Consider the following 13,983-nt stretch of genomic DNA (forward strand, 5'->3'; position numbering starts at 1 on the left):
GTTCATCCCGCTCTCCGAACGCCGTAGGGCCAGCCGCCATGCTCTATGAGGTGACGCCGGTGACGCGACCGCCACCGCGCGTCGTGCCGTTGCCGATCATGGTCGATCCGATGGAGGGAGAGGCCCTGATCTCCTGGTGCCATCGCCTCGCTGCCCGCCTCGGCCTTCGTCTCCACCAGACCGCGCGCATGCTGGGCGTAGACACCAGCGATCCGGCGTGGTGGCATCGTCCCGGCCCGGAAGTGCTCTTGGCGATCTCGCGTCGCACTGGCGTTGGCATGAAGCGCTTACGAGCCATGACCTTCCTCGACTGGAAGGGCTTGTCATCGCAAAGAAATCCCGGTCACATCGTCGGCCGTTGGTCACGGGATCTTGTCAGGCCGAGAGCGGACTGCAGCCCACATTGCGTCGCCTGTCCGCAATGCCTCGTGGACGATCGAGAGCCTTGGGTGCGGCTCGACTGGCTGACGGGATGGGCGTCCTTGTGCCCCGTGCATGGGACAGTGCTCATCGAACGATGCAGGAAATGTCACGCCCCGTTGCGCATGCCTACGCTGGAGGTAAACTATACGCCCACTCTGGGAACCTGCCATAAATGCGGCGCTCGTCATTGTGACGCGCCTTTAACGATCGCCCACCCGCCGGTTCTCGAGCTTCAGGAAAAGATGTTGAGAGCGATGCGGGAGGGTAAAGCCCGCTTCCCCGGTCTGCGAACTTGCGCGTGGTCAACGATGGTGGCCCTTGTAGCCCAAATCTCCTGGACCTTATGGCAATCGAGAGACGGGCGCCGTCGGCTCGTTCTGTTCGTCCGGATCGCGCAGGAACTCGGTCTGCCACCGACCCAATCAGGGTCGGGGAGCCGGGCTTATGAGTTGATGCTGATACTCGTCTGGATGTTGCGAAAACCTTCGGAACGATGGTCTGTCATCCTTGGGGTAAAGCCCGACACAGAACAGGCATCGGAAGTCGTTATGCGTCTGCCGATGCGTCAGAGAACACGGTTATTGAACATCCTCTCTGTTGACGCGACCGTGCGCAGACAGGCCTATATGCGAACGCTAAGTGACCCCCTTTGCCAGACCGATTGCTATCCGGACTCCGATACGCTGCAACGGCACGGTGCCGTCGCCACGAGCGAACCGATATATCGAAAGCTGCTGGCCATCGCCCGTTGCCGCGAGGGCGCCTCGGTCGAGGCGATAGTCGATGAGAGCAACCACCGGCGCCACAGGGTCGATCGATGGTGGCACAAATACCGGCCTGAAACCGAACACAAAGCCATCGCTGAATCTGCTTCCCCATCTCGCAATCCCTTGGCCAAGGTTTAACGAATCGAGTCCGCAAAACCTTGGACCAATACGCGATCCTTGGACCCGGTTCGCGAAACCTCGGAAAGCGACACTCACCCAGCAATAATAGCCGTAATAGCGCATCCGCAGGGTGACGTTGCTGATGCCGGGGAGGAGTGACTGGTAAAGCACAACCCCGCTATTCTGCATTCCAAGCGGATCAAGGCCGCGCTTGTCGGCCCTTTCGGTCCATTGCGGCAATAGATACAAATCGCCCCCATATCGTCATGCACTGAGCAGAGTTACATGCCCGAGATATCCTCGAATTGGTAGAAATCAGCCTAAACCGAAAAACGCGATGCTAGTCGCTAGCAGGACCAATCCAGAGCAGTTCCAGCAGGCTCGGTCCGCGTTGCCAGGCTTCGATCTGGACATTCTGGTCCCGATGAGCATGCAAATCGTCACGCGTTTCGAGTCGCCAGACCGGGCCATCCGCGACTTCCAGCAGTGGCCCGCGATCACTCATTCGGACAATCCCGCGCAAACGCAGCGGTGGCTTGCTGTCGGTCATGACCGAGAACCTCCGATGTCCGCAAGCACGGCAATGTCATCGAAAAGGCAAGCGATAAGGGTGAAGAAAATCGAAGGAGGCATGCGCTGACTCATGGCATAGCCGGGACAGAGGTTGCAATCTTGTTCATTCTATGTTCCTTCACCAGCTCAAGGAGCTAACCATGATCCGCGACTTTCTCGCCGCATATGATTTCAACCTGCCGCTCGACGATGCGGCGGTCGATCCCGAACTGCCGCTGGTGCGTCGGCGGCTGGCGAGTCTTGCCTCGAGCGAGGGTCTGGATGGCGGCTATTATGAAGCGCAGGAGCTGGCCGAGGCATTTCTCGATGCGGCTCGTGAGGCGAATGAAGAAATCGAGGATGACGACAGCCCCGCGCGCGGGTGGCTGCGAGGCGTCCTCGCGCGCGACCTCGATTATCAGCGGGAGATGTTCGAGGAAGTTTGCGAACTGCCGCTGGCCGATGCGGCCGCGCATCTTTGCTGGCTCACCGACCTCATGAAGCGGCGTGTCGACATGGCGCGGCCGATTGCCGATATTCTCGGCCAATAGCTCGAAGGTGCGGGAGGGGTAGGTCGTAGCCGGCTGACCTGCTCTTTCCCGGCCCCAGCGCAACAGATCGGATATGGCGCGCTTCATGGCCCCCGATCAGGCCAGCCGGCGCCAGATATCCTTTGCGCTGTCAGCGTGGATCGCAGCGAGACCTCGTGCATCGAGTTCCGCCTGATCGCAGCAGACAAGGTCGCCGGTCTCGCCAAAGGGGGGCCGTTCATAGACGTAGAGATCGAACAGCGCGCGGCCATTCACAAGCTCATGACGCTCGTGGATCCGCGACCAGGGATGTGTCGTGTTGAGGTCGGTGTCCGCCCAATCGGGATCGTCACTGATCGCGAGAATATTGAGGGCCGTTCGGCCGGTCGTGAGATGAAAGCGTTCGGCGATCTCGATCGTGTAGCGGGACGCGACCCTTTCTCCCTGGGCGATCTGCTCGGCGACGTTTCGCAGCTGCCGGATATCATTGGCGGACAGTCGAACGGTTCCGGTCATTTGTCGGATCTCCTGTCGTGGGCGGTCGATGCGCCTGCATTGGCTATGCGATGCGCACGAAGCGTTCGCCGGACGCGGTGAATCTGTAGCCATTGGCACTGATGCTTTCGTCGACCGCTTCGTCGGAACTCAGATATTCATACTCCGCGCGAAGACCGCGATAGAGCCAGCAGGCGAGGTCGCGAAGCGCTTCGGCGATGGCCTCTTCGGTGTCAGCGGTCATGTCCTGGGATATCCCGTCGCGCTCGACCGAAATCGCCATGCTGTGTTCGTGATAGTAGCACCCGCGGTGAGAGACATCGGCGCTGAGCTGATAGAAGTTACGGCTCTGCACGGCCCGCAGCGCATCGGCGATACGGTGAAGCTCGGTGTCGAGGGGCGCGTGATCCCGTATCCGACGGTGGGCGCCCTTCGCATATGAGTAGAAGCCCTCGTAGCAGGCACCGTCGCCCTGGCTCCAGAAACCGGTGAAGTAGATGCGCGGCTCCCTGCGTGTCCCTCCGCCATGGAGGCGCACGATATTGGTCTTGAGGCTGACACCGAGAATGTCGCAGACCCGTTCGAAGTCATCGTATGTGAAGTCATGCCAGTCATAGTCGAGGCCGGTTTCCCGATGCCAACTGCGGGCGTTTGTCTTCGCGCGCTCGGACAGTTCTTCGAGCCGATAAGTCTCGATTTCCATGAGTTCGGGCATGGTCTGGATCCTTGCGGGATGCGGCCGAGGCCAGGGGAAGCCGCTTCGCGGTGCGGTGCCGCGAGCGCGGGCTTGTTCGCCATTGAGGGAAGCCCGGTTGTCTGCGCCCTCGTCGGCCGGGGCGGCGGACGTCAGGAGGGGTTCGGGGCCTCGTGGCGGGCGATGATCCTGCGCGCGAGCTGCTCGATCTCAGCGCGGTCGGCAGTCTCGGTGCAATCGCCGGAGAGCACCACGAAGTCGTCCAGGGCCGCGCTGCCTTTGCTGATAAAGATCCGCCAGACATTGCGGCGGACCTCGCCTTGCTCGCGCGGCTTGGTGTCGGGGTGGAACATATCCGCCCACTGGCGCCGATCGGGATCATTGGAGAGATCGGCCCAGTCGCCCAGCATGCCCCAGACGGCATAGCCGTCGATCCGGGCGTGATGCTCGCGGGCCGCGCGGCGTTCGGCCTCTCGCTTGGGCGCCTCTCGCCTGGCCTTGGCCTCCGCCTGCTTCCACTGGACCGATGCCAGGCCGAGTTCGAGGCCCTGGATGACGTCGGCCGCTACGGCCTTCTGGCGTTGGGGCAGGATATAAGAGTGCGGTGCGGCCTCGATCTGGTCTGCGCCATATCGCGCGAGGTTGAGCAAGGCTTGCAATTCGGTCTTCGTCAGCGTGATCCGAAGTCCGCTGGCCATTGCATGTGTTTTCATGTCTGGCGCTCCTTGTGCCAAGGTCTGAGACCGGCGAGCGGAAGCTTGTGCTCGCGCGCGCTGTGATGATTGCTGTCGGAAAAGAAGCCCCAATGGCCGGTCGATGAGTATCGTCGAAAGAAGAGTTTCTCGCCCTCTTCCGTTCTGATCCACATGCCGGCGCCATCCATCGGATTGCCCTCATAGTGAGTGTTGGAGAAACCCGCGCCGACGCCACCAACGGCTCCGCGCGAAAAGATCGCCGACAGGCCCGCAATGTCGGGCATCGGCTATCGGGCGAATTGCGTAAGGGCGACGGTGTCGCAGGTGCGGAACCGGGCGGCGGTCCGCCATGAACCGACGAACTGGGACAACGCAATCAAGCGACGCGCAGGACCAGATTTTCGTCGTTGGTGGGACGCGCGTCGGTCACGCGGAACGGCTGGACGGGATCGCCGGTACGGACGACGAACTGGTTGCAGCCAGTGGCGGTCCAGCGCTGGATCGCGCAGGCGTAAGCGTGCGGAAAGCCTGCCAGACGTGCCCTGAGCGGAGACAGAGGGGGCATGATATTCTCCATGTGGATTTGCGGTGCGGTAGCGCTGGCGTCCGCCGAGCGGGCGAGGCTGGTGCTGGAGCAGGCCCTATTTCGGTGGGCGATCCCCATCGTCGCGGACAATGGGAAGCCCGATGGTGTCGATGATGATGCGTGCCGATCTGGTCCAACGGCCTGATCAAGGATGTCGGCGGCCTCGATCCTGGCGGCGTCCAGTTCTCGGTGGCTCGAAGCGAGCGCTATTCGCTTGAGCGCTCGAAGCGCCATGTTCATGTCGATCATGAGGACACCGCTTCGACGGTGATGCGGAACGCGGCGCCATCGTCCAGCGCAAGGTAGATTTGCGTTCCAGTTTCGATGTCGCAACTGGCGATGCTGTCGATGTTCGCGCTGGTGCCGTGAACCTGCGAGATCACATGCGATGGCCGGTCTTCGGCGCAATCGCCGCTTTCGTCGCATTTGGCGATATGGGTTTCGAGCAGTTCGCAGATCATCGCGGCGATCGTAGAGGCGCGGGTCGGAATATCGCTCGGGCGCACAAGGTTATCGAACGCGTCGCGCAGGATCGGCGTCAGTGCGTCATTGATACGGACAAGCAGGTTCGATCGGTCGGTCCCGCCCAACATGTGAGCCATCGGTCGGGGATGAGATTGTTGACCGAATGGGTGGCGTCGTCGACCAGAGCATCAAATTGATCATCGATCATGGGTGGGCTCCTGGAAGCGTTGCCCGGCCCGGCGCGGCGCCGGCTTGGTCAGACCGGGTGGGGAAAGGATTGTTTGCTGGCATTGCGAGCGGGCATGCTGTCATCCGCGAATTCGGTCCTGATCGATTGAGCGACGCATGCGTGGCGATCGCCTGATCTGTGGGGATCAGGGGCGGTTCTTCCATCTGGCGTGAAAGTAGACCCGCACCGGCAGATCCCGTGTGGCCGCCGCTACTGCTTCTTCAAGCCCCACGCGCCATTCGACGGGGATCTCGACCATGATGTTGGTGCCGCGCAGGCCGGTGTCGGGCTCGATCGTGATCGGCGCCTCGCCGTGCCAGGCATCGGGCGGTATCGTCACGCTCCATCCGGGCTCGGTTTCGTCGGGACCGGACCGGATGATCGTATGGCGTCCTGCGAGGCTAGAAAGCGCCAGGCTGTTCGCATTCCCGGACTCCGACACGGTTTCGCGCCAGCCGACCGCATCCAGTGCAAGCAAGCCTCGCGGACTATCGATCCCCGAGCCGTTGTCATAGACGGAGAGGGTCGGACGCCCCTCATAGTCGAACGTCTCGACGTCGATCTCGTAGGCATCGGCATGCTGGGCGATACCGAGCAGTTCATCCAGAATCTCGGGGAGCGAAGCTGAACGCCTGTCGGCCGGTCCCATCCTGGACTGGCGGTTCGCGATACGGATCATGGTGGAAAATGGCATGAGAACCTCCGGGTGGGCAGCGAACTCCTCGTCGCAAACACGCCCCGCCCCCTTCCCTCCACAGCGGTCTTCAATCGGCCGCGGTGGATCAGTAGCCGAAACGGCGTCACCGCCGGTTCTTCACTTGGCCGCGGATGCGCTCGATCCACGTCTGCGGGTTGTTGTGATGGTCCAGGAACTCTTGCGACCATTGGAACACGGTTTCCGAATCCGGCTCGATCGTCTCGAGCGCATCTCCATAGTCGGGGTGGTGCGCTCCCTTGGCACAGTTCCGCATGAAGATAAGGGCGCCCGCGCACATGGCACGCGCGTCGCTCCCGTCTCCGGGAATGGTCTTGTGGCAAGGCAGCGGCGGACCATCGAACTGGATCTGCTGCGTGAAGTCTTCGGGGCGATACCCGCCAAGCCATCCGGCCGGATGGTTGCGGCGCCACGGGCATTCGTTGCAGGGCCGTTTGAGGACGGATTTCATGAGCGCGGCCCCTCCACCTCGGCCGAGCTGTCCTCGATCAGGATTCCCGGCGGGCTTTCGCCGGGGTCGAAGATCATGCGGAGACAATCGCCGATGTCGGGCTCTTTGCGAGTGCCGCAGACGGCTACGAACTCGGCAAGAAGCTCGCCGGCAAGGCGCGTCGGCTGTGCCTCGTCATGGATCTTGTGGTCGAGATGCGCCAAGGCATATCTCCTGTGGGCGTGATCCCACATGGCCTGCGGATCGAGAACCTCGACATAGAGCGTCACGCTGGCGCTGATCGTGTCCGCCATCGTCACGCTCCCGCCCGCAAGGTTTGCAGGGTCTCGTGCATCAGCCAATGCGTCGAGCCACCGAGGATTTCGGTCTCGGTGACGACGAAATAGCCGCCACCGAATCCGCCCGGTCTGTCCTGGTCGGTCACCAGCGCCCATTCGAAGCCGAACGGCAGCGCCGACTTGCAGACTTTCTGGATCAGGGATGCGAGCGCCGAAACGTCGACCTCGTGACCATGAATGTAAGCGACCTGTCCTTTGCCGCCGGGTTCCGCGGTTACAGTGAGGTCTGCGTCGAAACAGGGAAAATCGGGATCGGACCAGAGACCAAGGAATGTCGCGAAAGGATCATCTTCGTCGGCCCGCGGTGGGAAGGTCGCCCTGAACAGGCCGCTGCGAGATGCATAGCAGGTTTTCGCGGCCTCAAGCTCCTCCTGCGGAATGCTGGCGAACCCGGCGGAAATCTCCGCAGCAGTCGCGAAACATTCCTCGAGCAACGCGGCCTCTTCGGGCGTGACCGGCACATTGAACGCGGTTTCCAGATAGGTGTTGGCCATCTTGTGTCTCCCTGATGGCAATGTCGTGAAGGGCGAACGGGCCGCTCGCGAGACCGGCGGTGGCACGAGCGATGGGCATCGCCGCCTGGGCAGCCCCGACGGCTGGCAAGAGGCACGTCGAGGGTGATCGTCGACGCCAGGTCGCCCATGCCGTTTCCGATGACGGGCGCCGGGGTCGGTGGCAGGCAGAGCGTGCGCGATGATCGCGAGCGGCCGCATTCGCAGCAGATATTAGTCGATTTTGCCCTGCTCGATTGTGAGCAGATTGGCGTGGAGCAAGCGGTTCAGGCGGTGGTGATCGCGGCCGCCATGTCCTTGTCCGCGAAGGCAGCGTCCACCTTGTAATTCACCGCGCGCACAGCGATCGCGCGGTCCTTCGGAATCAGCCAGGAAACATGCTCGCGCATCGCCTCGCGGACCCGCTCAATGATCGCGGCGTCCTCGCCGAGCAGCAACACGTTGGCGGCAAAGCGCGCCTGCATTTCGAACGACGCCTGCTGGGTGTGATAGCTGTCGGCATCGCTATCTTCATCGTGATAGAAGCAGGCGCGTTCCAGCAGGGAAGCAAGTCCGCCAGGCGTGATCGTGCAGTCGGTGCCGAGCAGGATGATGACCTCCTCGAGATCGGTCCAGCAATCGCCGGGAACGATGAGAAGATCAGCGGGCAGCGCGATAACTTCGGCGGGGGCATCGGAAAAACCCGTTTCCTGGACGGCAAGTTCGAGCGCGATTGCATCGACGCGTCCGGAGACAAGATTCGGCGGTAGCTGCGTGTCCGCGGCATAGTCGAAGACATCGCCCTCGCCTCGTTCGATCCGGAAGGAATAACCGAGCGCGCGCGGCAAGGCATCATACCAGCCGTAACCCGCAAAATCGTCGACCGGGTGGACGGGCGTTGCGCCGAGCGGACGGCCCGAAGCGATGGCTCGGCCAACGCATTGTTCGATATGGGGCTGGTCCGTTTGCATCAGGATCATCGGCTCGCCGGCCACCCTGTCGCCGAGCAGAACACTGTCAGTCTCCGCGGTGCGCGGCGTCCATGCGTTGAGCCAGGGCGCGGCTTCGGGCAAGGTCACACCCAGCGCCATCGCCCGCAGCCAATGGGCGTGGGAAAGCCGGTGGTGGCCTTCGCGGGCAATCGTGCGGAAGATCGCCGCCTCGCAGGCGTCACGCAGCGCATCGAGGGCGGCGTTCTGCACCATTTCCTTGCGCGCAGGGAGCACGAGCTGGAGCTGGGGCGCATCGACGATGTCGACCATGGCATACCAGCTGCGACCGCCATCGGCGTCATGGATATGCGGCAGGCGGCAAGGCACGGTCAGACCGTGGAAGTTGATCCGGACCTTTTCGCGGTTCAGATGATAGTCGTCGACGAAGATGCCGATGCGGCAGCCCTTCCATTCCTCGATGCGTTTCGCTTCCCGCAGGAAGCTCTTCTGGGGCTGCCTGTGGTCGCCGAACCAGATTGGCACCGGGCAGAAGCGCGCGACGTCCTTCACCGCCTGTTCGAGCGCGCTTGCCCAGCTTTCCGGCAAGTCGATCTCGATTTCGGTGCCCTGGTCGAGGGAGGAAGGGATAAGGTCGAGGAGTTTGCCGCTTTCCCATGCGTCGGGTGTGATGGTCACCTGCCAGGCGGCGCCAAGTTCGGCCGCATGGGACCGCACGGTGACGTGACGGCCCGCCAGGCTGAACACGCCCATGCCGGCCGGATCCTCCGAGCGGGCGATGTCCTCGCTCCAACCGGAATCGCCGAGAGTGAGGAACTTGGCCGGCTCGGCAATGCCGCGCCCGTCGTCACGAATGCGCAGCACCTGACGGTCATTCTTCTCAATCCGGGCAATATCGATCCGGGTCGCGCCGGCACGCCTGCTGTTCTGGATTGTCTCGGTCAGGCAGTCGGACACGCTTCCATTGAAGAATCTCCCGATTCTGGTAATCAGGGACTGACCGACTGTGGTCTTGATCGTGGCAGGAAAGGTCATGAAGGCCTCCGGATTTGCAGCGACATCCTCGTCGCAACCATCTCCGGCTTTCTCCCCTCCGACCCCGCCCGCGTCGTCGCTGGAATGGCCAACCTGCTGTCGAATTATGGGGTGGCATGGATCAGACCAGTCGACATGGCGGATGATCCAGTCGGGAACGAAATCCCAGTCGAAGCTCATCGTGTAGTCGTCGGCGACCTTGGCCCAAGCAGCATCGACAGCATCGGTCCAGCCGATGACGGTCATTCGCAGGGCGGCGGTGCCGATAGCCTTGAAGGATTCACGGATGAGCAGCGCGCGTTCGATGTCGGCCGGATTGGTGACAGGATGGTCTCGCAGGGACAGCACCGCTTCCCAGAGGCAGGCCGCGGTTTCGAGCGCGAAGACGCAATTTGAGTCCTGCATGATGCAAGTCCTTTCGCTTGGGGAAGAGATCAGGCGGCGATCTGGTCGGAGCCTGGGCCAGCAAGATCCACGGTCGAGATCGCGCTGGGTGCGATCGGCGACGGTTCAAAAGACCACCGCTTTCGTCCGGATTCCGTCGGATGCGGATCGGAGCGAATGCGGATGATCTTGGTCCGCACCTTCGCGGTGGCGAACGTGTCATCGGGCAGGTGCTCGAGCGTCTCCATGTCGTCGGTCTGAAAGGTGATCGGCACGAGCGCGACCAGCGTCGGCGCCTCGCCATGTCCATTGGGGCCCATCAGGTCGCGAGCCGCCGCGATATGCTTGCGCACGTCGCGGAACGGCGGGTTCATGATGACACGGGGAAACTGGACTTTCCCGCGCACCTCGACGGCATATTCGAGGAAACAGCGGTTGATCACGGTCCCGAACCGGTGGAGCTGTGCCGCAAGCTTGATATGGCGCTCGACCTGGACAAGTTCGTAGCGGCTGTGCCCGCTTTCGATCAGGGCGCGCGAGAGATTACCGGTCCCGGCGCTCGGCTCGAGGGTCAGATAGTCGCCGACTTCGCCAAGATAGCGCACCATCCGCGCCGCGACATCCGGCGGCGTCACATGGCATTCGGTGGCACTATCGACGGCGATGATCTCGGGCGCTCGCGCGATCTCAACATTTGCGAAGCCGGGCCGCGACTTCACCGTGATCCGCATCGGCCTGGCGGACCGCGTGTAAACGCCCGGTTTCATGCCGCCACCTCCTCGCCCGCCGCCTGGCGCGCGGCTGCTTCGAGGGTGTCGAGGTCGATCGGCAGCGGCTTGGTCGGCTTGTCGGTGATGACAAGAAGCGCGTCGGGCTTGTAGAACTCGGCGCCGATCGTCGAAATACGAATGCGGGCGACCGGTTCGCCGGAGCGCACGCGTTCCTGTCTTTGCCATTCCATCCGCACGCGGCGGCCGTCAGCGGCGATCTCGATCGTCTTGAAAGGGGCGTAATCCCCCTTCGAATTGGCCGAATAGGTGGCCTGGGTCGTCGAATAGATCGAGTTGGACTTGGCCGCGCTGTGCTTGCCGTTGCTGGCCGCGACCATATGCAGGTTCCATATCGTCTGCAGCTGCTCGGCCTGTTCCTGTGACGGATTGATCAGCGGCACGGCGTCGGGTTTGGCCGAGACACGGCGCGCCGTTCTGGCGGGCACGGTGTAGCCGCTGGCCTGCATCAGATCGCGCCAGCCATCCTCGCTCAAGGCGAGCGAGGCTTCCGGGGCGATGTGGGCGGGAAGCGGAACCGGGCTTTCAAGCCGGAAAACCCCTGCATGGGGCACTGTGCATTTCGGGCCTTCGGCGCCCTGCTCGCGTGCGAACGCCTGGATGATGACCGGCGTAAGCTCACCGTCGTACCGCGGGATGTCGCCGAGCATGGAACGCTCGAATGCCAGACGGTTCAGAACATGCTCGATCCAGCGGCGGCGGATGGGGCCATTGACCGCGAGGGTTGCCCCTTCGATGCACGATTGCCGGGCGTCCGCCGGCGTGATCTCGCCTTTGTCGACCTTGTAGTAGAGATCGTAGTTCGACCATGTCTTGCGCGTATCCATGTTACCGAGCGCATGGCGAATTTGTTCGTCGGTCGTGAAGCGATCCCAGATCGCCAGCGCCGCATGCGCCGTGTTGATACCCCGTTGCAGGTCTCGAAGCTCGGCCAGCAGGGTTTTGATGCGGTTGGCACGGGTGCGCGGATCGTTCTTCATGTTGGCGAAGCGCTCGACGCCGGTGGCGCGGTAGAGCCAGTAAGTCGCGGCCTTTTCCGCGCCGGTCGAAGCGGTCATGGCGGAGTGCATGCGCTCTTGCGTCTTGCGCGCGCCGCGCTCGCTGTGATGACCGACAAGGATGGGCTGGCCCATATGGAAGGCCTGCGAGAGTTCGTCGGCGCGGCGGGCGAAGGAATTGGCTTCGGCATGGCGTTTATGTGCGAGACCGTCGAGCCGTTCGGCCTTGATCGCGGCGCGTTCGGCGAGCGTCATCTCTTCGGGTTCGATCTCGCCCGCCAGTTCGACGGCAAGGTCCTCGCGCTGCGGCGTCCATTTGGGAGCGACGAAAAGCTCCTGCTTCGGGGCCCATTGGAAGCCCGCCTCCTTGACCCGTGCATAAGTTTCGGCGTCGAGACGTGACGACGCATAGAGGCGGATCTTGTTGTCCTCGGGGCTGTATGTTGCGGTGAAGCTGGTCATTGATCGTCCTTTCAAGGGGCCGCGGCCGCCATGTGCCGGGGGCAAATCGGTGCATCACGCCGATGGGAGATCGGCGCGGCTGATGGCTTGAGGTTCTGAGCGATCGCCTGGCGGCGAGCCGGCGAACTGGTCGGGCGGGAACCCGAACTTCAGGCAGGGCTAGGAAAGCCGAAGCGTCTTTTCGTCCGGAGTTTCGATATGGACATAGCGCTTCCCGCCGCTGCGGCGTTTGCGAATGCGGCCGTCCACGAACGCATCGGCCCATCGCCTTGCTTCGGCTGCGCGGGCGCCATCGGCGCATTCGTCCGCCTGCTCGAAGAGTGCGTACGCGAGGGCATATTGCTCCCGCTCCGGGAGGGCGAGCAGCGCCGAAGCGATCGGCAACGCGCTTTCGTAGAATTCGAGCACATGATGGCCGCCCCCATGGTGCATCAGGATGGCAAGTCGGCCTCTGCTCCCGATGCCCGTCGGTCGGGCAATCCGGACGTCATGGGACGCATAGGTGACCGAGACGCGTGAGGCTTCGAGTTCACCGCGATGGAAGACGCGATCGTCGCGACTGGGAAGTGGATGGGCGAGGACTTCATAGCCGTCGAAGTTCTCGACCCTGCGGATCAGATTATGTCCGATAACGGTCATGGCATGGATACTCCGGTTCGAGGTGACGGAGGATGGGCGCCCGGCGTCAGGCGGCACGGCGGCCATCGGCGTCGCGAAGTCCGAGATCGAAGGCGGTGAGGATGTCGAAATCGGGTTCGTGACGGTCGAAGGCGTCCGTAAGGTCGTTGATGGCGCTCCAGGTGAACGCGTCACCGGGGTCATCATCGAGCTGGAACACGATGGGCAGCGAGCCTGCGGTCATCTCGGGGAAATTGGCTCGGATGATCAATGTCTCGATCCGGCGCGCGAGGAGACCGATGCGGGGAGCAAGCCCGCCTCGCTCGGCATGCTGCATCTCGAAATAGCGCGCGGGCGCCAGCAGCGGGGCAATGCGAACGCATGGGACGCGGCCGACGCATTTCGGGCCGGCAACGGTACCGGCAAGCGCCCGGCGTTCGGCGGATACCGTGTCGGCAGGCACCAGCGCGCGATAGACATAGTGCGGCCGCGTCCCCGCAATGCGGGAACGGGTGACGATGATGTCCATGGTGGATCTCCTTCAGGCGACCAGCAGCGTTGCCGCGGCGTCCGATTGGGGAAGATGCAGTTCGCGACGGATGCGCGCCGCAAATCGCACCGGCTGGACGAGTTCTTCGACCGACGCCCAGTGGTTGCGATCGCCGACATAGTCCCGGCGGCCGGCAACCTTGCGGAACAGCACCTCGCGGCCACGCCCCATGACCCCGAGGCTGAGCTGCACGTAGATGCTCACGCCGTGAAGGGTCACTTCACCGCTCACGGCGATGCCCGCGCGGTTCGAACGAAGGTCATAACTGTCCTCAGCGAGGCCGAGCGCGTCGGCCAGCGCGCGCAATGCCTTGCGACCGTCGCTGTGGAACAGCTTCTTCGCGGGTTCGTCATAGGCGACGCCCTTGTGGGCCAGCGCGATCAGCGCGGGCTTGCGCCGAATGTTGGCGATGGCATCGATGCAGGCACGTCGAAGTTCGACATCGGAGTCCTCGATCTCCGAGGCGATGGTGCCGAGGTGGCGTGCGAGCAGGATGACGGCCGGATCGCTGTCTTGCGGTCGCCCGGCGTTGCGGCAGTCCTCGATCGCGGCATTGAGCGCGAAGAGGGAGGTTGCCAGGGTATGAAGCGCCGAAGGGTCGAGCGCCTGCTGGTGCCGAAAGGCCAGGTCATAGGACATGGGGATTT

19 protein-coding genes are annotated in these 13,983 nt (G+C 63.0%); 2 read left to right on the forward strand and 17 right to left on the reverse strand.

The window, feature by feature from the left end; translation table 11 throughout:
• The coding region (locus BHE75_RS23490) for a TniQ family protein (protein ID WP_217494735.1) at positions 1-1,328 on the forward strand (1,328 nt) is incomplete at its 5' end.
• Between the two features lie 322 nt (positions 1,329-1,650).
• On the opposite strand, the gene BHE75_RS24175 is transcribed toward BHE75_RS23490, so the two are convergent.
• Positions 1,651-1,860, reverse strand: coding sequence for a DUF5818 domain-containing protein (locus BHE75_RS24175; RefSeq protein ID WP_139181759.1), 210 nt, complete (start codon positions 1,858-1,860; stop codon positions 1,651-1,653).
• A gap of 163 nt (positions 1,861-2,023) precedes the next feature.
• Here BHE75_RS24175 and BHE75_RS17700 point away from each other — a divergent pair, with 163 nt between their 5' ends.
• On the forward strand, positions 2,024-2,413 hold the full coding sequence (locus tag BHE75_RS17700) for a hypothetical protein (protein ID WP_070936052.1): 390 nt from the start codon (positions 2,024-2,026) through the stop codon (positions 2,411-2,413).
• Between the two features lie 96 nt (positions 2,414-2,509).
• Here BHE75_RS17700 and BHE75_RS17705 read toward each other — a convergent pair whose 3' ends face one another.
• The 16 genes from BHE75_RS17705 to BHE75_RS17790 form a co-directional block, all read right to left on the reverse strand.
• On the reverse strand, positions 2,510-2,908 hold the full coding sequence (locus BHE75_RS17705) for a hypothetical protein (protein WP_070934632.1): 399 nt from the start codon (positions 2,906-2,908) through the stop codon (positions 2,510-2,512).
• 43 nt (positions 2,909-2,951) lie between these two features.
• The gene (locus tag BHE75_RS17710) at positions 2,952-3,602 is read right to left on the reverse strand and encodes an antitoxin of toxin-antitoxin stability system (protein ID WP_070934633.1); all 651 of its coding nucleotides are present in this window, start codon (positions 3,600-3,602) and stop codon (positions 2,952-2,954) included.
• A 131-nt stretch (positions 3,603-3,733) separates the two neighbouring features.
• The gene (locus tag BHE75_RS17715) at positions 3,734-4,294 is read right to left on the reverse strand and encodes a hypothetical protein (RefSeq protein WP_139181760.1); all 561 of its coding nucleotides are present in this window, start codon (positions 4,292-4,294) and stop codon (positions 3,734-3,736) included.
• Positions 4,291-4,560: a hypothetical protein gene (locus BHE75_RS17720; protein WP_070934635.1), complete on the reverse strand. Its 270-nt coding sequence runs from the start codon at positions 4,558-4,560 to the stop codon at positions 4,291-4,293. The genes BHE75_RS17715 and BHE75_RS17720 overlap by 4 nt, the downstream gene beginning before the upstream one ends.
• Before the next feature lie 92 nt (positions 4,561-4,652).
• Complete coding sequence (locus tag BHE75_RS25075; RefSeq protein WP_254684486.1) at positions 4,653-5,111, reverse strand: hypothetical protein; 459 nt, start codon at positions 5,109-5,111, stop codon at positions 4,653-4,655.
• Positions 5,108-5,452: a hypothetical protein gene (locus tag BHE75_RS17735; RefSeq protein ID WP_254684487.1), complete on the reverse strand. Its 345-nt coding sequence runs from the start codon at positions 5,450-5,452 to the stop codon at positions 5,108-5,110. The genes BHE75_RS25075 and BHE75_RS17735 overlap by 4 nt, the downstream gene beginning before the upstream one ends.
• Positions 5,453-5,701: 249 nt before the next feature.
• Entirely contained in the window at positions 5,702-6,250 is a 549-nt protein-coding gene (locus BHE75_RS17740; RefSeq protein ID WP_139181761.1) for a hypothetical protein, read from the reverse strand.
• A 106-nt stretch (positions 6,251-6,356) separates the two neighbouring features.
• Positions 6,357-6,722: a hypothetical protein gene (locus BHE75_RS17745; protein WP_070934637.1), complete on the reverse strand. Its 366-nt coding sequence runs from the start codon at positions 6,720-6,722 to the stop codon at positions 6,357-6,359.
• The gene (locus BHE75_RS17750) at positions 6,719-7,015 is read right to left on the reverse strand and encodes a hypothetical protein (protein WP_070934638.1); all 297 of its coding nucleotides are present in this window, start codon (positions 7,013-7,015) and stop codon (positions 6,719-6,721) included. Before BHE75_RS17750 ends, BHE75_RS17745 begins: the two co-directional genes overlap by 4 nt.
• Positions 7,016-7,017: 2 nt before the next feature.
• Complete coding sequence (locus tag BHE75_RS17755) at positions 7,018-7,554, reverse strand: hypothetical protein (RefSeq protein ID WP_070934639.1); 537 nt, start codon at positions 7,552-7,554, stop codon at positions 7,018-7,020.
• A 284-nt stretch (positions 7,555-7,838) separates the two neighbouring features.
• A complete protein-coding gene (locus BHE75_RS17765; RefSeq protein WP_254684488.1) occupies positions 7,839-9,941 on the reverse strand; it encodes an ATP-binding protein in 2,103 nt (700 codons plus the stop codon).
• A 29-nt stretch (positions 9,942-9,970) separates the two neighbouring features.
• A complete protein-coding gene (locus BHE75_RS17770; RefSeq protein WP_217494736.1) occupies positions 9,971-10,687 on the reverse strand; it encodes a methyltransferase type 11 in 717 nt (238 codons plus the stop codon).
• Positions 10,684-12,168 carry a DUF3560 domain-containing protein gene (locus tag BHE75_RS17775; RefSeq protein ID WP_070934641.1) on the reverse strand — a complete coding sequence of 495 codons (1,485 nt, stop codon included), beginning with the start codon at positions 12,166-12,168 and terminating at the stop codon, positions 10,684-10,686. The genes BHE75_RS17770 and BHE75_RS17775 overlap by 4 nt, the downstream gene beginning before the upstream one ends.
• Positions 12,169-12,327: 159 nt before the next feature.
• Entirely contained in the window at positions 12,328-12,807 is a 480-nt protein-coding gene (locus BHE75_RS17780; protein WP_070936058.1) for a hypothetical protein, read from the reverse strand.
• A gap of 46 nt (positions 12,808-12,853) precedes the next feature.
• Complete coding sequence (locus BHE75_RS17785; protein WP_070934642.1) at positions 12,854-13,315, reverse strand: hypothetical protein; 462 nt, start codon at positions 13,313-13,315, stop codon at positions 12,854-12,856.
• Positions 13,316-13,327: 12 nt separating this feature from the next.
• On the reverse strand, positions 13,328-13,975 hold the full coding sequence (locus BHE75_RS17790) for a hypothetical protein (RefSeq protein WP_070934643.1): 648 nt from the start codon (positions 13,973-13,975) through the stop codon (positions 13,328-13,330).
• Between the last annotated feature and the right edge of the window lie 8 nt (positions 13,976-13,983).

Origin of the sequence: Edaphosphingomonas haloaromaticamans (assembly GCF_001853345.1) — a bacterium.
Taxonomy (GTDB): Bacteria; Pseudomonadota; Alphaproteobacteria; order Sphingomonadales; family Sphingomonadaceae; genus Sphingomonas_E; species Sphingomonas_E fennica.

Excerpts from the sequence above, each read along its gene's own strand:
- BHE75_RS17755 (WP_070934639.1), bottom strand. The coding sequence starts at position 7,554 with ATGGCCAACACCTATCTGGAAACCGCGTTCAATGTGCCGGTCACGCCC.
- BHE75_RS25075 (WP_254684486.1), bottom strand. The coding sequence starts at position 5,111 with ATGATCGACATGAACATGGCGCTTCGAGCGCTCAAGCGAATAGCGCTC.
- BHE75_RS17770 (WP_217494736.1), bottom strand. The coding sequence starts at position 10,687 with ATGAAACCGGGCGTTTACACGCGGTCCGCCAGGCCGATGCGGATCACG.
- BHE75_RS17750 (WP_070934638.1), bottom strand. The coding sequence starts at position 7,015 with ATGGCGGACACGATCAGCGCCAGCGTGACGCTCTATGTCGAGGTTCTC.
- BHE75_RS17790 (WP_070934643.1), bottom strand. The coding sequence starts at position 13,975 with ATGTCCTATGACCTGGCCTTTCGGCACCAGCAGGCGCTCGACCCTTCG.
- BHE75_RS17720 (WP_070934635.1), bottom strand. The coding sequence starts at position 4,560 with ATGCCCGACATTGCGGGCCTGTCGGCGATCTTTTCGCGCGGAGCCGTT.
- BHE75_RS24175 (WP_139181759.1), bottom strand. The coding sequence starts at position 1,860 with ATGACCGACAGCAAGCCACCGCTGCGTTTGCGCGGGATTGTCCGAATG.
- BHE75_RS17745 (WP_070934637.1), bottom strand. The coding sequence starts at position 6,722 with ATGAAATCCGTCCTCAAACGGCCCTGCAACGAATGCCCGTGGCGCCGC.
- BHE75_RS17775 (WP_070934641.1), bottom strand. The coding sequence starts at position 12,168 with ATGACCAGCTTCACCGCAACATACAGCCCCGAGGACAACAAGATCCGC.
- BHE75_RS17710 (WP_070934633.1), bottom strand. The coding sequence starts at position 3,602 with ATGCCCGAACTCATGGAAATCGAGACTTATCGGCTCGAAGAACTGTCC.
- BHE75_RS17785 (WP_070934642.1), bottom strand. The coding sequence starts at position 13,315 with ATGGACATCATCGTCACCCGTTCCCGCATTGCGGGGACGCGGCCGCAC.
- BHE75_RS17705 (WP_070934632.1), bottom strand. The coding sequence starts at position 2,908 with ATGACCGGAACCGTTCGACTGTCCGCCAATGATATCCGGCAGCTGCGA.
- BHE75_RS17740 (WP_139181761.1), bottom strand. The coding sequence starts at position 6,250 with ATGCCATTTTCCACCATGATCCGTATCGCGAACCGCCAGTCCAGGATG.
- BHE75_RS17765 (WP_254684488.1), bottom strand. The coding sequence starts at position 9,941 with ATGCAGGACTCAAATTGCGTCTTCGCGCTCGAAACCGCGGCCTGCCTC.
- BHE75_RS17780 (WP_070936058.1), bottom strand. The coding sequence starts at position 12,807 with ATGACCGTTATCGGACATAATCTGATCCGCAGGGTCGAGAACTTCGAC.
- BHE75_RS17715 (WP_139181760.1), bottom strand. The coding sequence starts at position 4,294 with ATGAAAACACATGCAATGGCCAGCGGACTTCGGATCACGCTGACGAAG.
- BHE75_RS17700 (WP_070936052.1), top strand. The coding sequence starts at position 2,024 with ATGATCCGCGACTTTCTCGCCGCATATGATTTCAACCTGCCGCTCGAC.